Source organism: Armatimonadota bacterium (genome assembly GCA_028871815.1).
GTDB lineage: Bacteria > Armatimonadota > Chthonomonadetes > Chthonomonadales > Chthonomonadaceae > REEB205.
Genome location: JAGWMJ010000009.1, coordinates 41,962 through 63,534, shown reverse-complemented (window position 1 = coordinate 63,534; position 21,573 = coordinate 41,962). Strand labels below are relative to the sequence as shown.

The 21,573-nt window shown below is 60.3% G+C and carries 18 protein-coding genes; 13 read left to right on the top strand and 5 right to left on the bottom strand.

Translation table 11 applies throughout. The features are described 5' to 3' along the window. Nucleotides 1-64: 64 nt before the first annotated feature. Both aspS and KGJ62_11510 read right to left on the bottom strand, forming a co-directional pair. Nucleotides 65-1,861, bottom strand: coding sequence for an aspartate--tRNA ligase (gene aspS / locus KGJ62_11515; protein MDE2127209.1), 1,797 nt, complete (start codon nt 1,859-1,861; stop codon nt 65-67). A gap of 339 nt (nt 1,862-2,200) precedes the next feature. Next, entirely contained in the window at nt 2,201-3,154 is a 954-nt protein-coding gene (locus KGJ62_11510) for a carbohydrate ABC transporter permease (GenBank protein MDE2127208.1), read from the bottom strand. A 398-nt stretch (nt 3,155-3,552) separates the two neighbouring features. Here KGJ62_11510 and KGJ62_11505 point away from each other — a divergent pair, with 398 nt between their 5' ends. The 7 genes from KGJ62_11505 (at nt 3,553) to KGJ62_11475 (ending at nt 9,348) form a co-directional block, all read left to right on the top strand. After that, on the top strand, nt 3,553-4,332 hold the full coding sequence (locus KGJ62_11505; GenBank protein ID MDE2127207.1) for a hypothetical protein: 780 nt from the start codon (nt 3,553-3,555) through the stop codon (nt 4,330-4,332). Nucleotides 4,333-4,335: 3 nt separating this feature from the next. Continuing rightward, complete coding sequence (locus tag KGJ62_11500; GenBank protein MDE2127206.1) at nt 4,336-5,298, top strand: carbohydrate kinase family protein; 963 nt, start codon at nt 4,336-4,338, stop codon at nt 5,296-5,298. 80 nt (nt 5,299-5,378) lie between these two features. Continuing rightward, entirely contained in the window at nt 5,379-6,464 is a 1,086-nt protein-coding gene (locus KGJ62_11495) for a glycosyltransferase family 4 protein (GenBank protein MDE2127205.1), read from the top strand. Next, nucleotides 6,461-7,591 (top strand): glycosyltransferase family 4 protein, encoded by a 1,131-nt coding sequence (locus tag KGJ62_11490; GenBank protein MDE2127204.1) that lies wholly within the window; start codon nt 6,461-6,463, stop codon nt 7,589-7,591. Before KGJ62_11495 ends, KGJ62_11490 begins: the two co-directional genes overlap by 4 nt. 71 nt (nt 7,592-7,662) lie before the next feature. Further along, complete coding sequence (locus KGJ62_11485) at nt 7,663-7,920, top strand: Trm112 family protein (GenBank protein ID MDE2127203.1); 258 nt, start codon at nt 7,663-7,665, stop codon at nt 7,918-7,920. Then, complete coding sequence (gene aroQ, locus KGJ62_11480; protein MDE2127202.1) at nt 7,917-8,381, top strand: type II 3-dehydroquinate dehydratase; 465 nt, start codon at nt 7,917-7,919, stop codon at nt 8,379-8,381. Before KGJ62_11485 ends, aroQ begins: the two co-directional genes overlap by 4 nt. Continuing rightward, entirely contained in the window at nt 8,368-9,348 is a 981-nt protein-coding gene (locus tag KGJ62_11475; protein ID MDE2127201.1) for a clan AA aspartic protease, read from the top strand. Before aroQ ends, KGJ62_11475 begins: the two co-directional genes overlap by 14 nt. Before the next feature lie 11 nt (nt 9,349-9,359). Here KGJ62_11475 and KGJ62_11470 read toward each other — a convergent pair whose 3' ends face one another. After that, nucleotides 9,360-9,611 carry a Fe(2+)-trafficking protein gene (locus KGJ62_11470; protein ID MDE2127200.1) on the bottom strand — a complete coding sequence of 84 codons (252 nt, stop codon included), beginning with the start codon at nt 9,609-9,611 and terminating at the stop codon, nt 9,360-9,362. 88 nt (nt 9,612-9,699) lie between these two features. On the opposite strand from KGJ62_11470, the gene KGJ62_11465 reads away from it, so the two are divergent. From KGJ62_11465 to KGJ62_11440, 6 genes are all read left to right on the top strand, one after another. Beyond that, nucleotides 9,700-11,694, top strand: coding sequence for a hypothetical protein (locus tag KGJ62_11465; protein MDE2127199.1), 1,995 nt, complete (start codon nt 9,700-9,702; stop codon nt 11,692-11,694). A gap of 34 nt (nt 11,695-11,728) precedes the next feature. Continuing rightward, a complete protein-coding gene (polA, locus tag KGJ62_11460) occupies nt 11,729-14,506 on the top strand; it encodes a DNA polymerase I (protein MDE2127198.1) in 2,778 nt (925 codons plus the stop codon). Between the two features lie 257 nt (nt 14,507-14,763). After that, nucleotides 14,764-15,174, top strand: coding sequence for a PepSY domain-containing protein (locus KGJ62_11455; protein ID MDE2127197.1), 411 nt, complete (start codon nt 14,764-14,766; stop codon nt 15,172-15,174). A 23-nt stretch (nt 15,175-15,197) separates the two neighbouring features. Continuing rightward, nucleotides 15,198-15,872 (top strand): response regulator transcription factor, encoded by a 675-nt coding sequence (locus KGJ62_11450; GenBank protein ID MDE2127196.1) that lies wholly within the window; start codon nt 15,198-15,200, stop codon nt 15,870-15,872. Continuing rightward, nucleotides 15,862-17,181: a hypothetical protein gene (locus KGJ62_11445; protein ID MDE2127195.1), complete on the top strand. Its 1,320-nt coding sequence runs from the start codon at nt 15,862-15,864 to the stop codon at nt 17,179-17,181. The genes KGJ62_11450 and KGJ62_11445 overlap by 11 nt, the downstream gene beginning before the upstream one ends. Nucleotides 17,182-17,226: 45 nt before the next feature. Then, nucleotides 17,227-18,363, top strand: a complete 1,137-nt coding sequence (locus KGJ62_11440; protein MDE2127194.1) for an aminopeptidase — start codon at nt 17,227-17,229, stop codon at nt 18,361-18,363. 59 nt (nt 18,364-18,422) lie between these two features. Here the strand turns inward: KGJ62_11440 and KGJ62_11435 are convergent, their stop codons facing one another. Together KGJ62_11435 and KGJ62_11430 are read right to left on the bottom strand one after the other, a co-directional pair. Then, nucleotides 18,423-19,067, bottom strand: coding sequence for a CDP-alcohol phosphatidyltransferase family protein (locus KGJ62_11435; protein MDE2127193.1), 645 nt, complete (start codon nt 19,065-19,067; stop codon nt 18,423-18,425). Further along, nucleotides 19,028-21,433 carry a hypothetical protein gene (locus KGJ62_11430; GenBank protein ID MDE2127192.1) on the bottom strand — a complete coding sequence of 802 codons (2,406 nt, stop codon included), beginning with the start codon at nt 21,431-21,433 and terminating at the stop codon, nt 19,028-19,030. Before KGJ62_11430 ends, KGJ62_11435 begins: the two co-directional genes overlap by 40 nt. Nucleotides 21,434-21,573: the final 140 nt, after the last annotated feature.

The following is a 21,573-nucleotide window of genomic DNA, read 5'->3' as shown; positions in this document are numbered from 1 at the left end:
GCACGCGCAAGGCTCCCGCTTCTATCAGCAATCTCCCGCATTTGTGGTCGGCAGGACGCCGCGATTATTGCTTCTGCCGTTTGACAGCCAGACCGAGTTCGTCGAGCTGCTCTTGATCCACGCGCGACGGCGAGTCCATCAGGGGATCATATCCCATGCCGGTCTTAGGAAACGCGATTACTTCCCGAATGTTTGCCTCACCGAGCAGGTTCATGATTAGCCGATCAATGCCTGTAGCGATACCGCCGTGAGGTGGAGCACCGTACGAGAATGCCTTGAGGATGTGGCCGAAGCGCTCCTGCTGGCGTTCCCGCGAGATGCCCAACAGGTCAAAGACCCGCTCCTGAATATCGGCCCGGTGGATCCGGATGCTGCCTGATCCGCTCTCCTGCCCGTTGCACACCAGGTCGTAGCAATGAGCCCGGATTGCGGCCGGGTCGGTATCAAACTTCGGCAGATCCTGTTCGTGCGGCATCGTAAACGGATGGTGTTCCGAGTCCCAACGCTCGTTCGCTTCGTCCCACTTCACCAGAGGGAAGTCGGTGATCCAGCAAAAGCAGAGCATGTCCGGTGATCGAAGATTCAGTCGGCGGCCAATCTCCAGGCGCAGTCTTGAAATTGCGACATTCACCGTATCCGGCTCGGCGTCTGCGACAAGGCACAACAGGTCGCCCTGCTCGGCATGGCATGCGGTGAGGATGGCCTCCATTTCCGTCGCATCAAAGTAGCGCGACAGAGCAGACTTTACGTGCGCCGCGCTCAACTCCGTTACGGCAATAGTGGCCAATCCGCCGGCGCCGGCCTCCCTCGCCATCGCGCCAAGCTCATCCACCTCGCGGCGACTGAGAGCACTGCCACCCGGGTATCGGACTGCGGCTACGCCGCCTCCGGCATCGACCGCTGAGCGAAACACGCCAAAGTCACATCGGGCCGCGATCCCGTTCAGCCGAACAACCTCCAGACCGAAGCGGATGTCCGGCTTGTCGGTGCCATACAGGTCCATTGCCTCGTCGTAGGTGAATCGCGGGAAAGGCGTGAGCATGCTTTTGCCGCTCATTGCCCTGACCAGGCCGATGTGCAGCTCCTCGATTAATGAGAGCACATCTTCCTGCTCGATGAACGACATTTCCAGATCGAGTTGTGTAAACTCCGGCTGCCGGTCCGCCCGTTGGGCTTCATCCCGGAAACATCGCGCAATCTGGAAGTACCGCTCTACTCCGCCGACCATGAGAAGCTGCTTGTACTGCTGAGGCGATTGTGGCAGGGCGTAAAACATGCCGGGATTCAGGCGATACGGCACCAGATAGTCGCGCGCACCCTCCGGAGTACTCTTGGTAAACAGCGGTGTTTCCACTTCAAGGAAGCCGTGACCGTCCAGGAAGTCCCGGATGTACTTCACGGCCTGGTGTCGCAACTTCAAGCGGCGGTACATGTCGGGCCTTCGCAGATCCAGGTATCGGTACTGAACGCGCAGCGTTTCATCTGCAGATGCCTGAAACTCGTCATCGGCAACTCCGAATGGCAGTTGTTCACTGGCGTTCAGCACGTCGATGCGCGCTGCAGCAACCTCGATCTCACCAGTCGCCATGGCTGCATTCGCCGTTCCGGGCCGGCGTAAGCGCACGGCTCCTTCAACGGCAACCACATACTCACGTCCAAGGGCGCCGGCCTGCTCGAGCACGTCACGGGAGACGGAAGCGTCGGCTACAACCTGCACCAGTCCGGTCCGGTCACGGACGTCGATGAACACCAGGTCGCCGAAATCGCGCCGACGATTTACCCAACCATTCAATCGAACGGTGGCGTCGACATCGGTAACCGTCAACTCGCCGCAGCCAACCGTCCGCTTCCACGTATTCACGCTCGGGATCCTCCTCCAGGCCTGATCGTCGCAGAATCGATAGTATAGCCGATGGAGTCACCGGCTGGTCCATAAGCGCACAATCCGCGAAACCTGCGCGGTAATCTTGCCGTACGGCAGATATCGCGCGTTGTGGAGGTGAGAAGAGCATGATGCCAGTCGATCGAGACCGGCTGTTGGACCGCATCGTCCGCAGATTTGGCATCCCGGGAATTCGCAAGGGCCCGCAGGACGATGCTGAGCGCACGCTGGCCCGCGCACGGGTAGTAGCGCCGGTATCTTCCAGGCCAGAATCCGCCAGTGCGCCCCGTAAGCCGGGCAAAAGCTCGTCCGGGTAGATCAGCCCTTCATGCCGGTAAGCGCTATTCCCTGGATGTAGGTCTTCTGAGCGAAGAAGAAGATCACCAGCATCGGCAATGTGATGACGGTACTGGCTGCCATCAGGAGCGCCCACTCGCCGCCGTGTCGGCCAAGAAACGCCAGAAGGCCAACAGCCAGCGTATAGGTTCGTTCGTCATGCAGGTAAATCAGCGGTCCACTGAAGTCCATCCATGCGCTGGTGAAGGCTAGAAGCGCTACAGTGGCTAAAGCTGGTTTGGATATCGGTGCGATAACTCGCGCCAGAATTCCTACCTCCGAGCACCCATCAATTCGCGCCGCGTCCGACAGTTCCTGCGGAAGCGTTCTGAAGAACTGCCGCAGCAGGAAAATGTAGAACGCCGGGCCGAAGAACGCCGGCACAATCAGCGGCAGAAATGTGCCTGTCCAGTGCAGTCTTCGGAAGATAAGAAACACAGGCAGCATGGTGACCTGCGGAGGCAGCATGATGGTGGCCAGCAGGATGAAGAAAAGTGTGTCGCGTCCACGCCACCGCACCCGGGCGAAACCGTACGCCGGCAAGGCTGCAGAGATCACGGTACCCGCCATCGTTAGCACGCAGATCAGCAGCGTATTGGCGGTGTAGAGCCAGAACGGAAACGAACGGAGCGCGTCGGGATAGTTGTGCCATTGCGGCTCAACACGGCGCACCGGCGTAATGTTGGCAGTTGGGACGACCTCAATTTGCGCGTTTGCGCCAAGTTCCCTGACACGGCTCTGCCCGTGTTCCAGGTCTGCCAGCAGCGCCACTCGCCGCGTCTGTATGCCGATGTGCAAAACGACTACCGGCACGTAGCTCGTTTTGCGGATTCCGTTGCTATCAACCACAGTTTCGCGAACCGTTGGCACCGTTGGGAGCCATTGCACGTGGTTGCTGAATATCTGGGTATCAACCTTTACCGAGGTGACCAGCATCCAAAGGAACGGGGTAACAAACACCACGGCGAAGAGCACCAACACGACGTACCCGGCCGCTCCAACCAGCAGCCTCCTCCAGCGAACCGGCAAACGCCCAGCAGTCCATCGCGCGAATCCACATACTACCCAGCCGCAAAGCAGCACGACGGCGGCAGCCAGCCAAGTCAGGAGAGTATGCAGCGGGGCGAATGCCATTTTGTAGCCAAGCGGTTACGGATGTGGTTCGGGTATTGTGTCTAAGGCCGCGTTATTCCTTCAATCGGCTGCTCCACCCACGTTTCGCCAACGCTATGCTCAAGACGCCCGACAATCGGCGCGCTGACGACCAACAAGCTCCGCAGCCGGACCGATCTGAAGTCACGGATCGGCCGCCTCCCGCGCGGTTTCTCCGCGAGATGCGCACCGCTTTTGGCCTAACCTGGGATCACATCGGGCTTGTAGTGGCGATCAGCGTTACCATCGCGGCCATCATCCTGGCGATTGGTTCCATTTGGGACGTTTTGCCGCCGCAGGCGTGGGGCATGAGGGGCGCGCTGGTCGTGGTTCTCTGGAGCGTACTGATGCTCCTGGTCGGTGGCACATTTGGCGTTGCGTGGCAGATTTGCGCTCGCGAAGAGGTAGCGTGGGGAGATCTGTTTCGTAACGCGGCCCGGCTCTGGCGTGCGTCACTTATGCTCAGCATATTGCACCTCGCGTTCGTATTCCTGATCGGCATAAACTTTCGGTTCTACGGTCATCTCGGACTTGCCGGGCAGCTCGGCGCCATGGTTTGCCTGTACATCACCATTTTCTGGCTGATGATGGGTGCTTACCAGTACCCGCTGATTGCGGCGCAGGAGCTGGGCGCGCTGGACGACCCGGGTCACCAGGCCAGGCGAGGCGCCGGAGCGGCATTGAAGCGTTCCTTTTTCCTCACAATCGGTGATCCCATGTTTGCCGCCGAGCTCATGGGGATGTCGCTGATCGTGTTTGCGATAATGCTGGTCTCAGTGTTGCCGATGATGATTTGCGCCATACCGCTGTTGGCAATCTGCAGCTGCCAGGGTGCGCGTGCCCAACTTGTTCGATACGGCGTACTCGCCGCCTTTGATACGGGTGAGCCTCCGCCGGATTCCCGAGCCTATCAGCTGGACGACCGCTCCGGGCCCAGTCATGGAACTGGGCGGGAGGTGTAGCCGTTGCGCGACGTTACCTGTCTTGGTATCCTGGTTGCCGACGTGGTGGCGCGGCCGGTAGAGGGATTGCCCGGCCGTGGCAAGCTGGCGATGTTGGAGCGAATTGAACTGCAGACCGGCGGTAATGCGGCCAACACGGCGATTGCGCTTGCCAAGCTCGGAGTATCTTGCGCCGCGGCGGGATGTGTTGGTGGAGACGGCTTTGGCGAGTTCCTCCTCCACCGTTTGCGCGAGAGTGGTGTCGAAACGGATGATGTGGTGGTGGATGTCGCCTCGCGGACAGCCAGCACCGTAGTGTTGGTCGCGCCGGATGGCGAGCGCAGCTTTCTTCACGATGTCGGGGCAAGCGGCACCGTTTCCGCGTCACGACTGGATTGTGAACGCCTGCTCAACACGCGCTTCCTGAACATCGGCGGCGCCCTGGTGATGCCCGGCATCGACGGCGAGCCAATGGCAGATTTGCTGCACCGCGCTCGGGCGGCGGGCGTCACCACCTCTCTGGACGTCGTTTGGGATCCGGCTGGTGACTGGATGTCACGTCTTGCGCCGTGCCTACCTTACGTAGACTACCTGCTGCCCAGCTACGAGGAGGCGAGCCACATGGTCAATGGCATTACCTCGGTGCCCGAAATTGCATGCCGCCTGCAGAGCCTGGGTGCACGCAACGTTGGTATAAAGCTAGGCGCCGAGGGATGCTACCTGTTGCTCGAGGGGGGACGACATGTTACCGTGAAGGCATGGTCGGTACCCGTGTCGGATACGCTGGGAGCAGGTGATGCCTGGGTTGCCGGCTTCCTGGCGTGCCTCGCACGCCGCTGGGATCCATTCGCGGCAGCAGAGTTCGCCAATGCGGTAGGCGCGCTTTCGGTAATGGGAAACGGCGCCACATCCGGGGTCCTCCCAATGGAGGCAACATTGGATTGGATAGCCGTCCACGGTCGCCCGGTACGGACTGAATCACCGTGACCGACCCCGCACGGCTGCGGGTGGCAATGATGTTGCCGGACCGACTGCAGTGTGGTGTACGGGATTATACGGAGCACCTGTTGAGTGCGTTTGAGAGGCTGCCCGACGCGCCCGCAGTCCTTCGTGCGCCGATACCGGAGATCCGGCGAATCGGCATTGGCAGCGCACTGCTGCATCGCGCAGTAGACGGCACGGCCTATATCCGGTCGCTGGCCGCCGCTGCGTCGGCGGATCTGATTCACATCCAGCACCAGTACTTTCTGTTCGGCGGAGTCTCTCCGCTGCGAAGCCATATCGGCGCAGTTTATGGCGCCGCGCGCAAGCCGTTGGTAGTTACGGCCCACGAAGTGGTATCACCGACCGGCAGCAAGCTGCGCCGACTGGCGCTGACCGTCGCCAACCGGCGCAACTTTTGCCATCATAAGATTCGCGCCATCGTAGTGCATACGCTCCTGGATCGCACACGCCTGGAGTCGATTGGCGTTGAGCCGTCGCGGCTGCACGTGATGCGACATCCCGTTCCGGAACCTCAGCCGTTACCCGACCGGGCGGCGGGGCGCGAGCGGTTCGGTCTCACCAACGAGCACACCGTGACAATCTTCGGATTCGTTACGGCGCGAAAGGGTCACAATCTGGCCCTCGATATGTTGCCACTTCTGCCGCCCGATGTCGACCTACTCTTCGCCGGCGGCGATCATCCAGACGACCATACGGATACCGGCGCGAAGCTTCGTGCCCGCATACTGGCCGAGGGCATGTCGGCCCGCGTTCACATCACGGGTTACCTTCAGCCGTCGGATGTGCCGTTTGCCATGGCCGCAACCGACGTAGCTATCGCACCGTATGTCGAGATGTCCGGCTCCGGCTCGCTAGCCAGCCTTATCGCGTATCGCCGGCCGATCCTCGCCAGCAACATACCTCCGCACCGGGAAATCGCGGCAGATGGTGATCCCTGTGTGGCGCTGGCTGCTCTAGATAGTACGCCCAGATTCGCCGAGGAACTTCGCGAGTTGATCGGCTCTCCCGCCCGCCGGGCCGGGCTTACGGCAGCCTGCGCATCCTACGCAGACCGCAACAGCTACGCGGCTATGGCATCTCGCTTGGCCGCTCTCTACGCGCAGATTGTGGCTGCATCGCCTCGGCGACAGCGAGCATCCCTGCAGTGAATGTCGCTGTGGATGGCCGAGCCATCACGGGTCGCTATACGGGTGACAGGACCTACTGGCGGAACCTGATCCGCGCGATGCTGAGCGCGCCGGATCCGCCGAAGCTTACTGTCTACACCCGTATTCCGGTCGATGCTGCGGAGGCAGCATGGCTGGGGCAAGCCGAGTTCATTTCGCTTCCGGCCGCCAATGATCGCGTCTGGTCGCTACTCGTCCTGCCGAGAGCGATACAGGCGAAGCCGCCGGACGTCCTCCACGTGCAGTACAACGTTCCTCCTCGGATTCCGTGTCCCGTCGTCACCACGGTTCACGATGTCTCATTCCGTCTCTATCCGCAGTGGTACCGCCCGTACGATCGCTTGCTGCTCAACATGTTCGCAGCCGCCTCGATGCGCCGAGCCGCCCGGGTGATTACCGTTTCCGAAAGCTCGCGCCGCGACATCCTGAGACTGTATGATTTGGACCCAGGGCTGGTTATCGCTACTCCGCTCGGCTTGCCCGAAGAGTTTCTGAATCCGCGCGATAAATTTGCAGAGAGCCTCAGCCAGGTCCGTGCCACGTACGGCCTTGATGCACCGTTCGTATTCTCAGTCGGCGTGCTGCAGCCACGCAAGAATCTTGCTTTTCTTGCAGAGGCGTTTGCGGTGGCCCGTCAGTCGGCGGCTGGCGGGATGGATTTGGTGATCGCCGGCAAGCCGGGGTGGGGCGGCTCGGCGGAGGAGATCGTGGACCGGGCTCGCTCTGCGAACAATGGAGCAGATCCCGCATGGCTGCGTCTCCTGGGTTATGTACCCGATGGGGACCTCCCTGCACTCTACGCGGCATCCCTCTTCTACTGCCATCCAGCGATGTACGAGGGTTTTGGTCTGCCTCCCCTGGAGGCGATGGCATGCGGTACGCCGGTGCTGGTGAGCGACCGACCCGCTATGCCGGAGGTTGTGGGCGATGCGGCCTTAATCGCACCGCTCGAACAGCAGCAGTTCCAATCGGCTCTTGTGCGCATGATGACCGATCCGGCTCTGAGGGAGAGTCTTGCCGCGCTTGGCCCACCACGCGCAGCACGCTTTACGTGGCGCTCAACGGCGGCTCGAACCATCCAGGCATACAAAGATGTAACCGCAAGTTAGGCTGGCGCGCCGGCACTTCGGTTGCAGGTATTCTGTTCATCTAATCTGTGCTGCCGTGGTGCCCTGTCAAGATGAATAACACCGATCCGCCACCCCAGGTATTGGAGCAATGGTTTCTGGACCTGCTCGCTTGCCCAGCGTGTCCGCAGAGGCGCTCCGTACATCTCGATAAGGAAGCCGGTGTGCTGGTATGCGCATGCGGCAGATATGCCTTCCCCGTCAATAATGGCGTGCCGGTTTTGCTGGTGGAGGAGGCGGTTCTCCGCGACCCGAATGCCAACCCGGAAGATCATGATGCCGGAACGCCAGAGGCCTCGTCCAAGTCGTGAACCGGCAAGTACGCATCAGCGTCATCCACGGGCCGAGCCTCAATCTTCTCGGAACACGCGAGCCGACCATTTACGGCAGCCAGTCGCTCACCGACATCGATGCCCGCATCAAGGCGCACGCCGAACTACGGCACATCACCGTTCGAGTGTGCCAGCATAACGATGAAGGGCATATCATCGAAACGATTCACGAAGCGCGCAACTGGGCCGATGGAATCGTAATCAATCCCGGGGCTTACACGCACTATTCCTACGCTATCCGTGACGCGCTGGCGGCCGTAGGTTTGCCGGTTGTGGAAGTGCACCTCTCCAATATCCACGCTCGCGAGGAGTTTCGGAGTCGGTCCGTTACAGCGCCCGCCGCCGTTGGCCAGATCAGCGGCCTGGGAGCGCATGGCTACCTGCTCGCGATGGACGCGCTGCAAGAGCGCATCGAGCTTGCAACAAATGAATCGGATTAGTTGCTTACGCGCCGTTATGGCAGCCACAGTTATCGGTTTGGGTGCTTCCACCACCAGACAGGTACTCCCAATCCAGCCTGCCCCGCTCCCAATCCCAGCCTCGGTGCAGTTGCCGGCTGTGGTGCCGATTCGCTACTGGCAGGGCATACCCGTTGTCGACTGCTTTATCAACCAAAAGGCGTTCGCTACGTTCGCCATTGATAGCGGTCTTAACGCCATTACCATCAGCCCGGCAGTATACAAGTCGCAAAGCCTTCAGGCGGTGGCTACCCGGGTTCGATTGAGCGTCTTTCAGACCACAACCGACGCGATGCAGGCCAAATTGGCATCGCTCCACGTGGGATCCGTTGCGCTCAGCAATCTTACGCCAGCCCTCATCGACGTGTCATCGCTGGTCAGCGCTTCCGGGGCGCCACAGGCGCCCAGTGGATGGCTGGGAACACCGTTTCTGTCGGCATTTCAGGTCACTGTAGATTACCCTGAAGCGGCATTGGTCCTCATGTCTATCAAGACCAAACCGCCGGCCGCATCGATCGCTGTACCGTTATTCATGCGCGACGGGCGTCCGTTTGTGAAGATTCAGGTCGGTAAGGCTACCGTTCAGGCTTTGCTCGATACGGGCTGCCCGGGCACATTGATACCCGTTGCGGTTGCAGCGCAACTCAAGCTCAAACCGGCAACCGTTACGGCTATCTCGGGCGTAGGCGGCAGGTTGGCGAAGGTTGGTTTCGCGGTCGTCCCCTCCATTTCGATGGGAAAGGCAGTCGTCCATAAGGTTATGGTAGGCTTCCTCTCGGTAGATGCGCCGGCCGGTTTCGACAAAACGTCCGCAGTCCTTGGAGTGAACTTTTTAAGCCACTTCAAGGTCACGCTCAACTACGCCTCAAAGCACGCGTTTCTGGAGCCGGTTATGTCGATTGCCCCACCAGCGTCGGTTCCTTCAAAGCCTGCCCGGAAACACAAATGAGGCTCGTGGAGTCAAGCCTTGTTGCCCGGTGGTTCGGGCAGGTTGAGAAACTCCTTCATCGTTGACGTGAGTTGTCTACGATCCTCTGGATCGGCAAGCTGCAGACCGTAATGGTTGATGATCAGCAACTGCTGGTCGACCCAGAGCTGCCAGCAACTGCGGCATGTGTGACGGAGCAGCAGCTCGCCAAGTGAGCCGCCGACTGGGGCCGCATCCATCGCCTCCTGCGTTGTCAAGCAATGTAGGCACTCAATCTTCGCCATGCGCCGGCCTCCTTGCTGCATCACCTGGCGCCGGACGACCGGCGATCTACCAGAGTTTACGCCATAATAGTGCCCAATGGCCTCGCCGATGCAACAGCTTTCCGCGCCCCACGCATCGGGTGATGAGTCATCCAATCCCACGACGGAAAAGCGACCGACCGGCATTACCTGGCGCGCTCTCTCGCTCGGCTGCATCCTGATTCCTCCCAACGTTTTCTGGGTACTGCAGATGGAGCGGGTTATGTATGGCCCGTATCCGTCGCAGCTGCCCATCTGCGCCAACGTGGTATTTGTCCTGGCGGTTTTGCTCGCGCTGAATCGTGGCGTCTGCCGCCTGGCGCCGAGGTTCGCGTTCTCGCAGGCTGAGTTGCTGGTGCTTTGGACGATGCTGACCATCTCCACAGGAATCGCCGGCATCGATGGAATACCCATCCTCAATGGCATCATCGGCCACGGGACTTGGTTTGCGTCGAAGTCGAACGGCTGGAACCACTTCCTGCCGGCGTTCCCGTCGTGGCTTGTGATCACCAACCGCTCGGTGCTGCGCGGCTTTTATCTCGGCAACAGCTCCTTCTATCGCGCGGCGATCCTTAAAGCGTGGTTACGCCCAATCTGTTTCTGGACGCTGTTTGTCGTCCTCGTGCTATGGTGTGCAAACTGCATCAATGTCCTGCTGCGCCGCCAATGGGCCGATAGTGAGCGCCTGACCTTTCCCGTTGTATGGCTGCCAATGGAGATGACGGAAGACGGTACTGGCAAAGCGTTTTTCGGCAGCCGCCTGATGTGGGCCGGATTCGCGGTAGCGGCGGGCCTCACGCTGTGGAACGGTATAGCATTCCTCTATCCGTCGCTGCCGGCCATCAACGTAGGTGTGGTTGACCTCAAGCCTTTCTTCACCGTCAAACCGTGGGATGGAATCGACTGGACGCCGATCACGTTCTACCCGCTGGTAATAGGTCTGGGGTTCTTGCTTCCGCTCGATCTCCTCTTCTCCTGCTGGTTCTTCTATATCTTCTGGAAGATGCAACTTGTGGTAACACGCGCAATGGCGTGGGACGCCGACGCAAACTTCCCCTACGCGCCAGAGCAGGGATTCGGGGCGCTTATGGGCTTATTCTGCTTCTATATATGGAGCGGCAGAAAGGCCTATGCGGCGATATGGCGTTCCGCGCTTTCGCGCGGTGGCGGCCGCGATGAGGTGGCAGCCAATGGCGCTCACGAGGCACTCTCGCCACGAATGGCGCTGCTGGGCCTTGTCGCGGGCCTGTGCGGAATCATCATATTCTGCCTCGCAGCCGATGTCACCCCGTGGGTGATCGCAGCCTGGCTCGGAATCTACCTTGCGATCATCATCGTCGTGACTCGCGTTCGCGCCGAGGTTGGCTCGCCGGTGCACGATTTCCACTTTATGGGACCGGACGCCATGATCCCACGGATTACCGGGATGAAGGTCTTCTCACAGCATGATATGGCATTTATGACGTTCGGATACTCCTTTACGCGAGCACACCGGAGCGACACGATGCCGGCCGGCATGGAGGGCTTGCAGATGGCGCGGTTGCGGGGCATGCAGGCGCGCCGGATGCTCGGGGCAATCATGCTTGCTGTGCTCATCGGCACGCTTGCTACATTTTGGGCCTCTGAAACTCAGGCATATCGTCTCGGCGCGGCAAGCAAAATGAGGGACGTTACGCCAATGCCTCAAGAAGCGCTGAACCGCATGTCACAGTGGGTTGGGGCAACCTTGAATCCGCGGCCGAGTACGCCGGCGATGATGGCGATGGCGGTTGGATTCTTGTGTGTCATCACGCTGTTCGTGCTGCGCCTACGCTTTTTTGGTTTCCCGCTCCATCCGCTCGGATACGCAATTGCGTCGTCGTGGGCGATCAACCTTGTCTGGATGCCGCTTTTCATAGCATGGGCGCTAAAGCTGCTCTGTATGCGGTACGGTGGTTTGCGCACCTACCGAAGGTACCTGCCTTTCTTTCTCGGCCTGATTCTCGGTGACTGCATCATGGGCAGTATTTGGGGCCTTGCAAGCCTGGCGCTTGGCATGCGCACATATAACTTCTTCGGCGCCTGATGGTCCGCCGGTGGTACGAGAAAGGATGGCAAACGTGGCGCGTAGCCTCTACATAATCGATACGTTCGCCCAGATATTCCGCGCGTACTACGCAATTCGAAACGGCATGCGCAGCAACGTGACCGGAGAGCCAACTCACGCCGTGTTCGGCGTGGCCGGCCTGATGGTAAAAGTACTCGGAGATCTACGGCCGGACTTTATTGTGGCGGCAGCGGATGCACCCGGAAAGACGCATCGCGACGAGATATATGCCGATTACAAAGCGACACGTCGAGCGACGCCGGACGATCTGGTATCGCAGATACCGTTGGTATTTGAAATGCTATCGGGCTTTGGAGTGCCCGTAATTCTGAAGACCGGCCTGGAAGCAGACGATATTATTGCGACTGTTGTGCAGCGGGTGCTCGCGGACCCTGAGGCGACGGATGTTCAGATCCGGATCCTCTCCAAGGATAAGGACCTGGAACAGTTGGTCGGACCACGCGTTGCTATGTTTGATGTGCCCACCGGCGCCATCGTAGACGAATCGGCGCTCATGGCTTCAAAAGGAATTCGGCCCGATCAGGTGATTGATTTGCTTGCACTTACCGGCGATACGTCGGATAACGTGCCCGGCGTTGACGGCGTTGGCCCCAAAACCGCGTCACAACTGCTGAAAGAGTTTGGCAGCATCGATGGCATTTATTCGCACCTCGACGCAATAACCGGAAAGAAGCGCGAAAACCTCGAGGCCGCGCGCGAAACGATTGGCCTCTCGCGGGCGCTGGTTACGCTTCACTGCGATCCCGAACTCCCGTTCGAGTTGGAGGCAACGAGACCGGCGCGACCAGACCTGGCGCGCCTGCTCCCGTTGTTTGAGCGGCTGGACTTTCATCGGCTTAAAGATGATGCCCGTCGAATCGCAGGTGGCGAGGGCCTGTTTGAAGAGGAGTTCATTTCGGTTGAGCAACAACCCTTGCCGGAAAACGGTGAAGCTCCAACCGTGCGTTGGCAGCAGGAGTACACCTGTATCCGCACCGCGTCGGAATTGGCAGCGCTTGCGAGCACGCTGCAAACCACAGCGCTTGTTGCGTTCGATACCGAAACCACCGGGCTCGAGCGGGATGCCCAACTGTGCGGGCTCAGCTTCGCATGGGCCGAAGGCAAAGCGGCCTACGTGCCGATTCGCTCTCCACAAGCGCACCTCCATCTAGCCCTTGCGCCCGTCATGCGCGCGCTTGGCCCAATCCTGGAATCGCGAGACGTGCGGAAGTGCGGCCACAATCTGAAGTTCGATGCTCGCGTGCTTTTACGTTACGGCTGTACGCTGCGCGGCGTGGTTTTCGACTCGCTCTTTGCCAGCAACCTGCTCGCGGCCTCCGAGGCAAGTCATAAGCTCGACGATCTGGTCGCCCGGCGTTTGGGCTACCAGATGACGGCTATATCGCAACTCATCGGCACGGGCTCGGAACAGGCCTCGATGGATACCGTTGATCTGGAAGCGATGACCCATTATGCAGCGGAGGATACCGACGCGGCCCTGAGGCTGTACCAATTGATGCAGCCGGAATTGGAATCCGCAGGAATGGCATCGCTGCTGGCAGATGTGGAGGCACCGCTCTCGCTCGTGCTGGCCAGGATGGAGGCCAACGGCATCCTGTGCGATCCTGAAGAGCTTACAAGGCAAGGCGACGCGCTGACGACGCGCGTAGATGAACTGAAGCTCTCCGTGTTCGCTGCGGCCGGAACCGAGTTTGATCTCAATTCGCCCAAGCAGCTAGCCGACGTCCTGTTCGACCTCATCGGTTTCAAGGTAGTGCGCAAAACGAAAACCGGACGCTCCACAGATGTCGAGGTGCTCGAAAAGCTTGCCGATCAGGAGGATGCTCATGATCCGCGCACCGCGGTCCCGCGCCTCATCATGGAGTACCGACAGCTCAGCAAGCTGATCAGTACATACCTTGGAAACCTCAAGTCGGCCATCGATCCGGCCGATGGCCGCATCCACACGACGTTTCATCAGCTGGTGACCGCAACCGGCCGCATCGCGTCGCAGGGACCCAACCTGCAGAACATACCGATCCGTAAAGAGACGGGCCGCCAAATCCGCAAAGCGTTTCGCGCACCGCATGGCGGCATGCTGATCTGCGCCGACTATTCGCAGATTGAACTGCGGATACTGGCGCACCTCAGCCGGGATGAGGCGCTGACGGCCGCTTTCATGGCGGAGCAGGACGTTCATGCTGCCGTCGCGGCCCAGGTTTTCGGCGTTCCGCTGGAGATGGTTACGCGCGAAATGCGTGACCGTGCCAAGACAATCAACTTCGGCATCATCTACGGCGTAACCGCCTACGGTCTTGCAAGGCGGATTGAGGAGCTCGACGTAGCCGGCGCCTCCAAACTGATTGCGGACTACAAGGCGCGCTTTACGGGCATCGACCGCTTCCTGCGCCAGTGCGTGGATCAAGCGTTGGAACACGGCTACGTCACCACGTTCATGGGACGGCGCCGGGCGATACCGGAACTTCGGGAGTCGAGCCCGACTCGGCGAGCGCTGGGAGAGCGTCTGGCGATCAACAGTGTGATACAGGGGAGCGCGGCGGACCTGATCAAGTTGGCGATGGTACGTTTGCAACAGCGGATCGACGATGACAGACTGCCACTGAAAATGCTCCTCCAGATACACGACGAACTTGTACTCGAGTCGCCGTATGAGCACGCGGAAGGTATGGCCGAGGTTGTCCGGCGGGAGATGGAGCACGCCATGGAGCTAACCGTGCCGCTGCGCGCCGAATCGGGCATCGGTCGCGACTGGTTCAGCTGTAAGGGCTGATAACGTGCGCGTTCGCGCCAGGTCGGAGGTCGCTCGCTCAGGAGTCGGTCCAGGCTTGAAACCGTGACGAACTAGCCTCCGCGGGCAAGACTCCGCCCTTGTCTGGGCGCTTTGGCGAACGGAACGTCGTTCCGCACGCGCAGCCGCCTGGTTAGAAGACTCTCAGCCCACTCACAGATGCATCTAAGGTGCCGCTGGTACGCTCAGGGCATCGCGCCGCCATCGAGGCCCGAGCGGCGCCAAAGGAGTTTCCAACTATGAGGATGTTTTTACGCAAACGACCCGTGACTATCGCTGCGGTCGCATGTGCGGCGCTTCTCAGTGTGGCCGTTGCCCACCTGCAGGCCAGTGGCCAGGTACGTAGTGGAGCATCAATACCAACGGGAAGAATCACGCCGTGGGCTGCTATTCGCATCGCCTTGCGAAAGGTCCCGGGCCGTGCACTGCAGGCCACCTACGAGTTCGATGGCGCACGACCCGACTACGATGTGGTAATCGTTACCGGTAAGAAGCTCAAGGAAGTGGAACTGGATGCCATAAGCGGTAAGGTTACCGACAGCGAGTCGGTCGATCCGCAGGGAGAAGCCAGCGAACTGCGGGCTGAGCTCCTGCATGCAGTCGGTGGCAAGGCAGCTCCGGCAGAGGTGAAGTCCAACGCCGGAGGCTGATGACCTGGTTTGGCAGATTACCCATGGATGTTCTGATAGTGGAAGATGACGGTAGCGTAGCCCGTTTCCTCAAGCAGGCTCTTGAGGAAGCGGGCTACGCCGCCGTTGTGATTGGCGATGGTCAACAGGCCGTGGAACTTGCGCTGAGCCGCGCGTTCGACGCCATTCTTCTCGATGTGATGCTGCCGCATCTGGATGGATTCAGCGTATGCAAACTGCTTCGCCAGTCACACGTGGCGACGCCGATCCTCCTCATCACAGCGCGCGATGCGTTGGCCGACAAGGTACAGGGGCTGGATAGTGGCGCGGACGACTATATCGTCAAGCCGTTTCAGTTGGAGGAGATGCTAGCGCGGCTGCGCGCATTGTTACGGCGGAGCGGCGCCGGCGCCCAGTCGGTGCGCGTCGGCGACCTGGTTCTGGACCCAGCGTCACGCAAGGTGACGCGCGGTTCACGAACCGTATCGCTCTCAGGGACCGAGTACACACTGCTGGAGTACCTGATGCGTAACGCCGGCCGCGTTCTTACACGTGCGATGATTCTAGAGCACGTTTGGGAGTACGACTTCGGCGGAAACGATAACGTCCTGGACGTGTACATCAGCTACCTGCGCAGCAAACTGGATCGTGGGCAGGCCGAACCGCTGATCCATACGGTGCGAGGAGTGGGGTACCGGATGGACCCGCATGCCGATTAGCTCGATGCGAACGCGCATGACGTTGGCGTTCTCTGCGGCGCTGTTCGTCTTCCTGGCCGCGGCCTGTACCGCATTGATCCTCTATGCTCGGCGTGAAGCTTCCATGTCGGCTACGATGCTGTTGTCCCGGGCCGTGCACAAGGTGCACCATCAGCTCACCGATCCCGATGACAACCACGACTTCAGTCACTTGCTGGACGACGACGACGACGCGAGCCGCCTCAATATCGCTGTGCTCGTTGTCGGAACCTCCGGCAAGGTGGAGTACCAATCTCAAAAACGGGTGCCGACCTGGCCGGTTCGCCATGATGGCGAATGGAGAACCCGTGTAATACGAACACAGGGCGGTACCATCGTCCTCGGACTTCCATGGCGAGCAACGTCGCACCGCCTCCGGGTGGAAGCTGCCGTCCTCATCATCCTCAGCCTTCTGATTCTGGCGCTGTCAAGCCTGGGCGCCTGGATGCTGGTCGGTAGAACCCTATCGCCAATTCATCAGTTGGCCGGGCAGGCTGACGATGCATCCGTCCACGACCTGCGCGTAACGCTTCATCCTCCATCAGGCGATGCAGAACTTGTAGAGTTGGTCGCCACTCTGAATGGGCTTTTGGGGCGCGTTGCCGAAACCGCAGAAACCCGCGGCCGATTCTATGCGGCCGCATCTCACGAGCTGCGAACTCCGCTGCAGGCGCTTTCCGGCCATCTCGAACTCGCGCTCCGCAAGAGCCGTTCCGTTGAGGAGTATCGGTCGGTGATTGGTGAGGCATCACTTCAGTCACAACGTCTAACGCGCCTGGTGCAGGATCTGCTGCTTTTGCATCAATTAGAGGTCGGACCCAGCGCGCCACCCGAAACAGTCTATCTCTCTGACGTATGCCGCCGCATCGCCAACCAGCTCCAGACGCTTGCGCGCTCGCGCTCCATCACCTTGACGATGGAGTTGAATGACGATGTCTCGCTCGTGGCGCCACCGATGCATGTCGAGATGCTGGTTCGCAACCTGCTGGAGAATGCCGTCAAGTATGCCGACTCCGGAACGGTGGTTCGAGCAGACCTGGGAATGTCACCAAAGTCGTTGATGATCACGAATTCGGCGCACGGCGGACTGCCGGTAGAACCGGAGCGCCTGTTTGAACCGTTCTTCCGGCCCGACACCTCCCGCAGTTCCGAGACGGGTGGCCATGGTCTTGGACTAGCCATCTGCAAGGCCATCGCGGATGTCAACGGATGGCAGGTATCGTTGTCCGCTTCCGGTGGGCAGGTTTGTGCCACAATCCGGTTCAACACCGAAACGCCTACGGCGCACTAGGGTGTGCAATACCATTCTGCTGCGGGCGCACTACTGGAGGCATGAGTGAAGGACCAGCGCTTCGATCGGTTGGCATCGGTACTCGTTTCTCATTCGTGCAGCGTGCAAAGCGGCGAAAAGGTATACATCGAGGCGTTTGACATACCGCCTCCGTTTACGGCGGCGCTCATTCGCACCGTGGCTGCCGCTGGCGGCATACCGCTCGTCAGCACCCGGCACCAGGAGGTGCTGAGGGCGCTGTACAGTGTGGCCACCGTAGAACAAATGGAAGCGGTGGGCTCGCTGGAACGTGAGCTGATGCAGTCCGTCCAGTGCTATATCGGCGTCCGAGGTTCCCACAACATCAGCGAGCTATCGGACGTACCCGCCGACAAGATGGCGCTGTACGACCGACATTGGTGGTATCCGGTACACAGCGAAGTCCGCGTCAAGCGAACACGCTGGGTTGTCCTTCGATGGCCAAGCTCGAGCATGGCGCAGGCGGCCGGAATGTCTACAGAAGCTTTTGAGGACTTCTACTTCCAGGTATGCGCCGAGGTCGATTATGCCGCCATGGCCCGGGCGGCCCTTCCGCTGAAGCAGCTAATGGATCGAACCGATCGCGTGCACATAACCGGACCGGGTACCGACCTGACCTTCAGCAAGAAGGGAATAGCCACCATTTCATGTGCCGGAGAGAGAAACATACCTGACGGGGAGATATTCACCTGCCCGATTCGCGACTCTGTGGAGGGCGTTATGCAGTACAACTGCGAAACGCTGTACCGAGGCGTGGTATTCAACAACATCCGTCTCGTTTTCCGTAAGGGTCGAGTGGTGGAGGCCACGGCTGATGGAGGAAGCGACCGGCTTAATGAGATTCTCGATTCCGATGAGGGCGCGCGCTATATCGGTGAGTGGTCGCTCGGTTTCAATCCCTACATCACGAAACCGATGAAGGACATTCTGTTTGATGAGAAGATAGCAGGAAGCTTCCACCTTACGCCGGGCCAGGCCTACGATGAAGCAGATAACGGAAACCGGAGCCAGGTGCATTGGGATATGGTCTGCCTGCAGTCCGCGGAACATGGCGGCGGTGAAATCTGGTTTGACGACGAACTGGTCCGAAAAGACGGTCTGTTTGTGTTGCCGGAACTGGCAATGCTCAACCCCGACGTGCTTGGTGTGCAGCCGGGCAGCTAACCTGTTGCAGACCTCAAGGTAGTGCGATGGTTCGTCACGTTGCCCGCGTGCGCGGGCAATCACCGCCGGTCGGCGCGCCTCAACGCAAGCGCATGCCACGCACCATGCACGTCGATGCGTCGTTCCGGCAGCAACCAGATGATGAGAATCCCATCGAGGTTACTCAGGAACCCGCAGAATATCATGAGCGTCAGCCAAATGCCTGGTGAGCGGAAGGCCAGGAGCCAGATTGACGCTGCGCACAGAGAAAGGCCCCAGACCTTCGCGCTGTAGGCGTGAAGGCCGCCGATGCGGCGCAGCCGGAGCCATGAGAAGACGTAGGAGGCTGTTTGTACGGCGAAAAGCGCCAACAGGGCAGGGGTATATGGCTGCAAGACCGATTGGTCGGCCAGCCATATACCCCAGGCAACGAAGAGATAGTACTCGCCATCCACGATGCTGTCGGCCATGCGCAGGCGATCCGTAGCCACGCCCAGCCTTCGCGCGATGACGCCATCGAATATGTCGGTGAGGCACGCCGTTAACGCACATGCGCCGAGCAGCCACCCTGGCCATCGCGAGGTGCACCCAAACCGGATCGCCGGGCCGAGCAGGGCGCGCAGCGCAATGAGCGCCATTGGTGAGCCGTACTTGAGGGTTCTCGACGTGGTGCGAGCCCAGGCGGTCAATGTGAGTTGCTCAATGCGGAAGGCAGTTTGACCCATACGACGCGCTTGCGGGCTGTGGCAACGACCCGGCCGTTTCGGAGAAGTTTTGTCACGTGCGGCCTGGCGCGGACTGTGTACAACAGGCCGTGGATTGGCAGGTTTCGTAACTCCACGGTTTCGGTCTGAAGACCATTCAAGCGCACCGTGCCGTTGGGCCCGAAGTCGCACAGATTCTCAACGCCCATCAGACAGAGGAGTGCGCCCCAGGTATAGTGCAGATCGCCGCCCGGATCGCCATCGGTGCTCAGGAAGTTCTCGCCACACACACGCTTTCGATCCCAGTTGCGTAAAAACAGATGCAAGCTCCGGGCGACGATCTGGTTCTGTATCCTGGCCGGCGCGTCGCGCATCAGCCCTTGAAACAGGAGGTAGTTCACCGGGCCCCAAATCGTACCGTGCCAGTACCGCTGTTGCGGCCACAGCGGGTCCCTGTAACTCAGGGTTGGCACGATCCAGGTTCCCCAGAAACGGTGCGGATCGGTCAAGAGAGCCAGCATCTGCCTTGTCCGGGACGCGTCCGGAATGCCCGCGATCAGCGGATAGAAATTCATAGGTGTCAGGCGCGTCAGGAACTCCGCGGCTGCCGGCGCGGGCTCGAGCTCCGCGACGGTCATCGTGAGCGCCGATCCGCCGGCAGCCTGGAAGTACTCCAAAGAGACTGGCTGCGGTGACGCGGAATCGAATGTCGCGACTGTCTCCTGGTCGTCCAATCCGTGGACGGACCAGTCATCAATCACTTTGTGACCCGCCACCAGTAGCCGAACGCCATCGTCCGCAGAGGTTTTGAACAGGTACCTGCCGGGTTTCGGCGGCGTAAATGTGCCCGTAAAGCGCGCGCTCCAGTGGTCTGCCGGCACACCGGCCAGCGGCGGTTTGCCATTCCAATCGAACTGAATTGCCGGCGACTTGATCCGAGCAACAGGGCTTTCGAGATTCTCGCGGTTATAGAACACAACATCAAAGCCCGTGCCAAACGCTGATTGAGGCACTGGAACCTGTCGTTCGGCATGCCACAATCGACTGCAATACGTTCCAACTGCCGGGTTCCAGAGGCGCCTGTTGATCCTACGGATCATCGCAGATCGCTCCGCCCGGTATCGCGAGGCATCGCGAGTATAACCGAGCTCGTTGGCAAGGCGCGCCAGATACTCGGCATCCATCGTGTATAGCGCGTTCAGGTCCACCGCGTCGGCATCCAGCGTCTCTCCCGACATTCTGGCGCCATCAAACTGGGGCGTGTCGTCCCATCCCGTCTCCCAGCGCGCGCCCTGTGCGCCCGCGGAAGAGCTTCCCCACTCCAGCAAGCCATCGTGGTTACCGTCTCTCGCTCGCATCCACCAGGCATGCCAACGCTTCAGTTTCGGATACACCCACCGAAGAAACTTGAGGTCCGGCCACCGCTGCTCCATCTTCCACACACACAACGCTCCTACCGGCGGTTGGGAGCGGTCATCGCTTGCTCGCTGACCGGCTGTGCCCCAGTGTCCAAAGTTCGGAACCATGCCGGCCGCTGTCTGCCACTGCAGAATCGCGCGCACGGTCCTCCGCGCGCCGGTTGGGTCATCCAGGCTCGCCAGGTTACCGTTGAAGAAACTGTCCCAGCAAAACAGCGGCGCATTGTTCGCTTTGCCGCCGGCCCAGCCACGGCTGACCGTATGCGCGACACGGTTCGTATCGGAGCTGAAGACACGGCTGTTGTTCAGGTTGGCCTCAATGGCGCCGAGGAAGTCGCCGTGATCGCCGGATGCACTCGGGCGTCGGCGCTCGTAACGCGCCTTTGCGACCGCCAGGGTTTTTGTGATGGTCTGGACTGGCGGCAGTACGCCGAAACCAGCGGACAGATATGCAGGAGCCAATGGGCCGATACGCAGTACCAGGGAGTCACCGTCGTCTGTCTCCGGTGAGGGCGAAGTCCGCAGTCGCCAGGTCAGTTGCTTTCGACCGTCCATCGATGAGCCACTTACGCCGTCGACAGTTGGGGAGAAGGTGCTGGAGAAACCGGGCCACCCGCTGGAGAGGCGCAGTGCGAGACTCAATGGTTGGTTGGCAGTCAGCCGGCCGATGGCACACGTGCCGATACGACCCCAGGTGAAATCAACGGATGCGCCCTTGATATGGAACCGCGCGTGGTGATAGCTGTCATCTGGCGCTGCCTCGCCGGCGTAATACTCGCCACCCGGGTCCAGGACAAACGCCGATTTACCATCCACGACGAAGGCGATGCCGTTCGGCACAGTGACAAGATAGTTGCCGATGAGCACCGAGTGGGGCTCTAATGCTGTCGCGGACGACGCGACGGACCGATTGGGAGACTGCAGCGACACCAAACAGAGCACCGCGATGAGGTTTACCAGATGTTTCATAGGGCTTCTCGGGAGTAGTTCGGCAATGTGCCACCGAGGCGCATCCCGGCGGCTTCGCCATAGTCGCAACGATGATCGCGCTGGCATAGCCGACCAGACACGCTCGAGTAGAGCCGGGTGGAGCGCCGGTCAGGCGAGCA

What these genes read in the sequence shown, in the direction of transcription:
- KGJ62_11510 (MDE2127208.1), bottom strand. Translation starts at nt 3,154, where the DNA reads ATGCTGGTCACCTCGGTAAAGGTTGATACCCAGATATTCAGCAACCAC.
- KGJ62_11505 (MDE2127207.1), top strand. Translation starts at nt 3,553, where the DNA reads ATGCGCACCGCTTTTGGCCTAACCTGGGATCACATCGGGCTTGTAGTG.
- KGJ62_11485 (MDE2127203.1), top strand. Translation starts at nt 7,663, where the DNA reads ATGAATAACACCGATCCGCCACCCCAGGTATTGGAGCAATGGTTTCTG.
- KGJ62_11475 (MDE2127201.1), top strand. Translation starts at nt 8,368, where the DNA reads ATGAATCGGATTAGTTGCTTACGCGCCGTTATGGCAGCCACAGTTATC.
- KGJ62_11470 (MDE2127200.1), bottom strand. Translation starts at nt 9,611, where the DNA reads ATGGCGAAGATTGAGTGCCTACATTGCTTGACAACGCAGGAGGCGATG.
- KGJ62_11465 (MDE2127199.1), top strand. Translation starts at nt 9,700, where the DNA reads ATGCAACAGCTTTCCGCGCCCCACGCATCGGGTGATGAGTCATCCAAT.
- KGJ62_11455 (MDE2127197.1), top strand. Translation starts at nt 14,764, where the DNA reads ATGAGGATGTTTTTACGCAAACGACCCGTGACTATCGCTGCGGTCGCA.
- KGJ62_11450 (MDE2127196.1), top strand. Translation starts at nt 15,198, where the DNA reads ATGGATGTTCTGATAGTGGAAGATGACGGTAGCGTAGCCCGTTTCCTC.
- KGJ62_11445 (MDE2127195.1), top strand. Translation starts at nt 15,862, where the DNA reads ATGCCGATTAGCTCGATGCGAACGCGCATGACGTTGGCGTTCTCTGCG.
- KGJ62_11435 (MDE2127193.1), bottom strand. Translation starts at nt 19,067, where the DNA reads ATGGGTCAAACTGCCTTCCGCATTGAGCAACTCACATTGACCGCCTGG.
- KGJ62_11430 (MDE2127192.1), bottom strand. Translation starts at nt 21,433, where the DNA reads ATGAAACATCTGGTAAACCTCATCGCGGTGCTCTGTTTGGTGTCGCTG.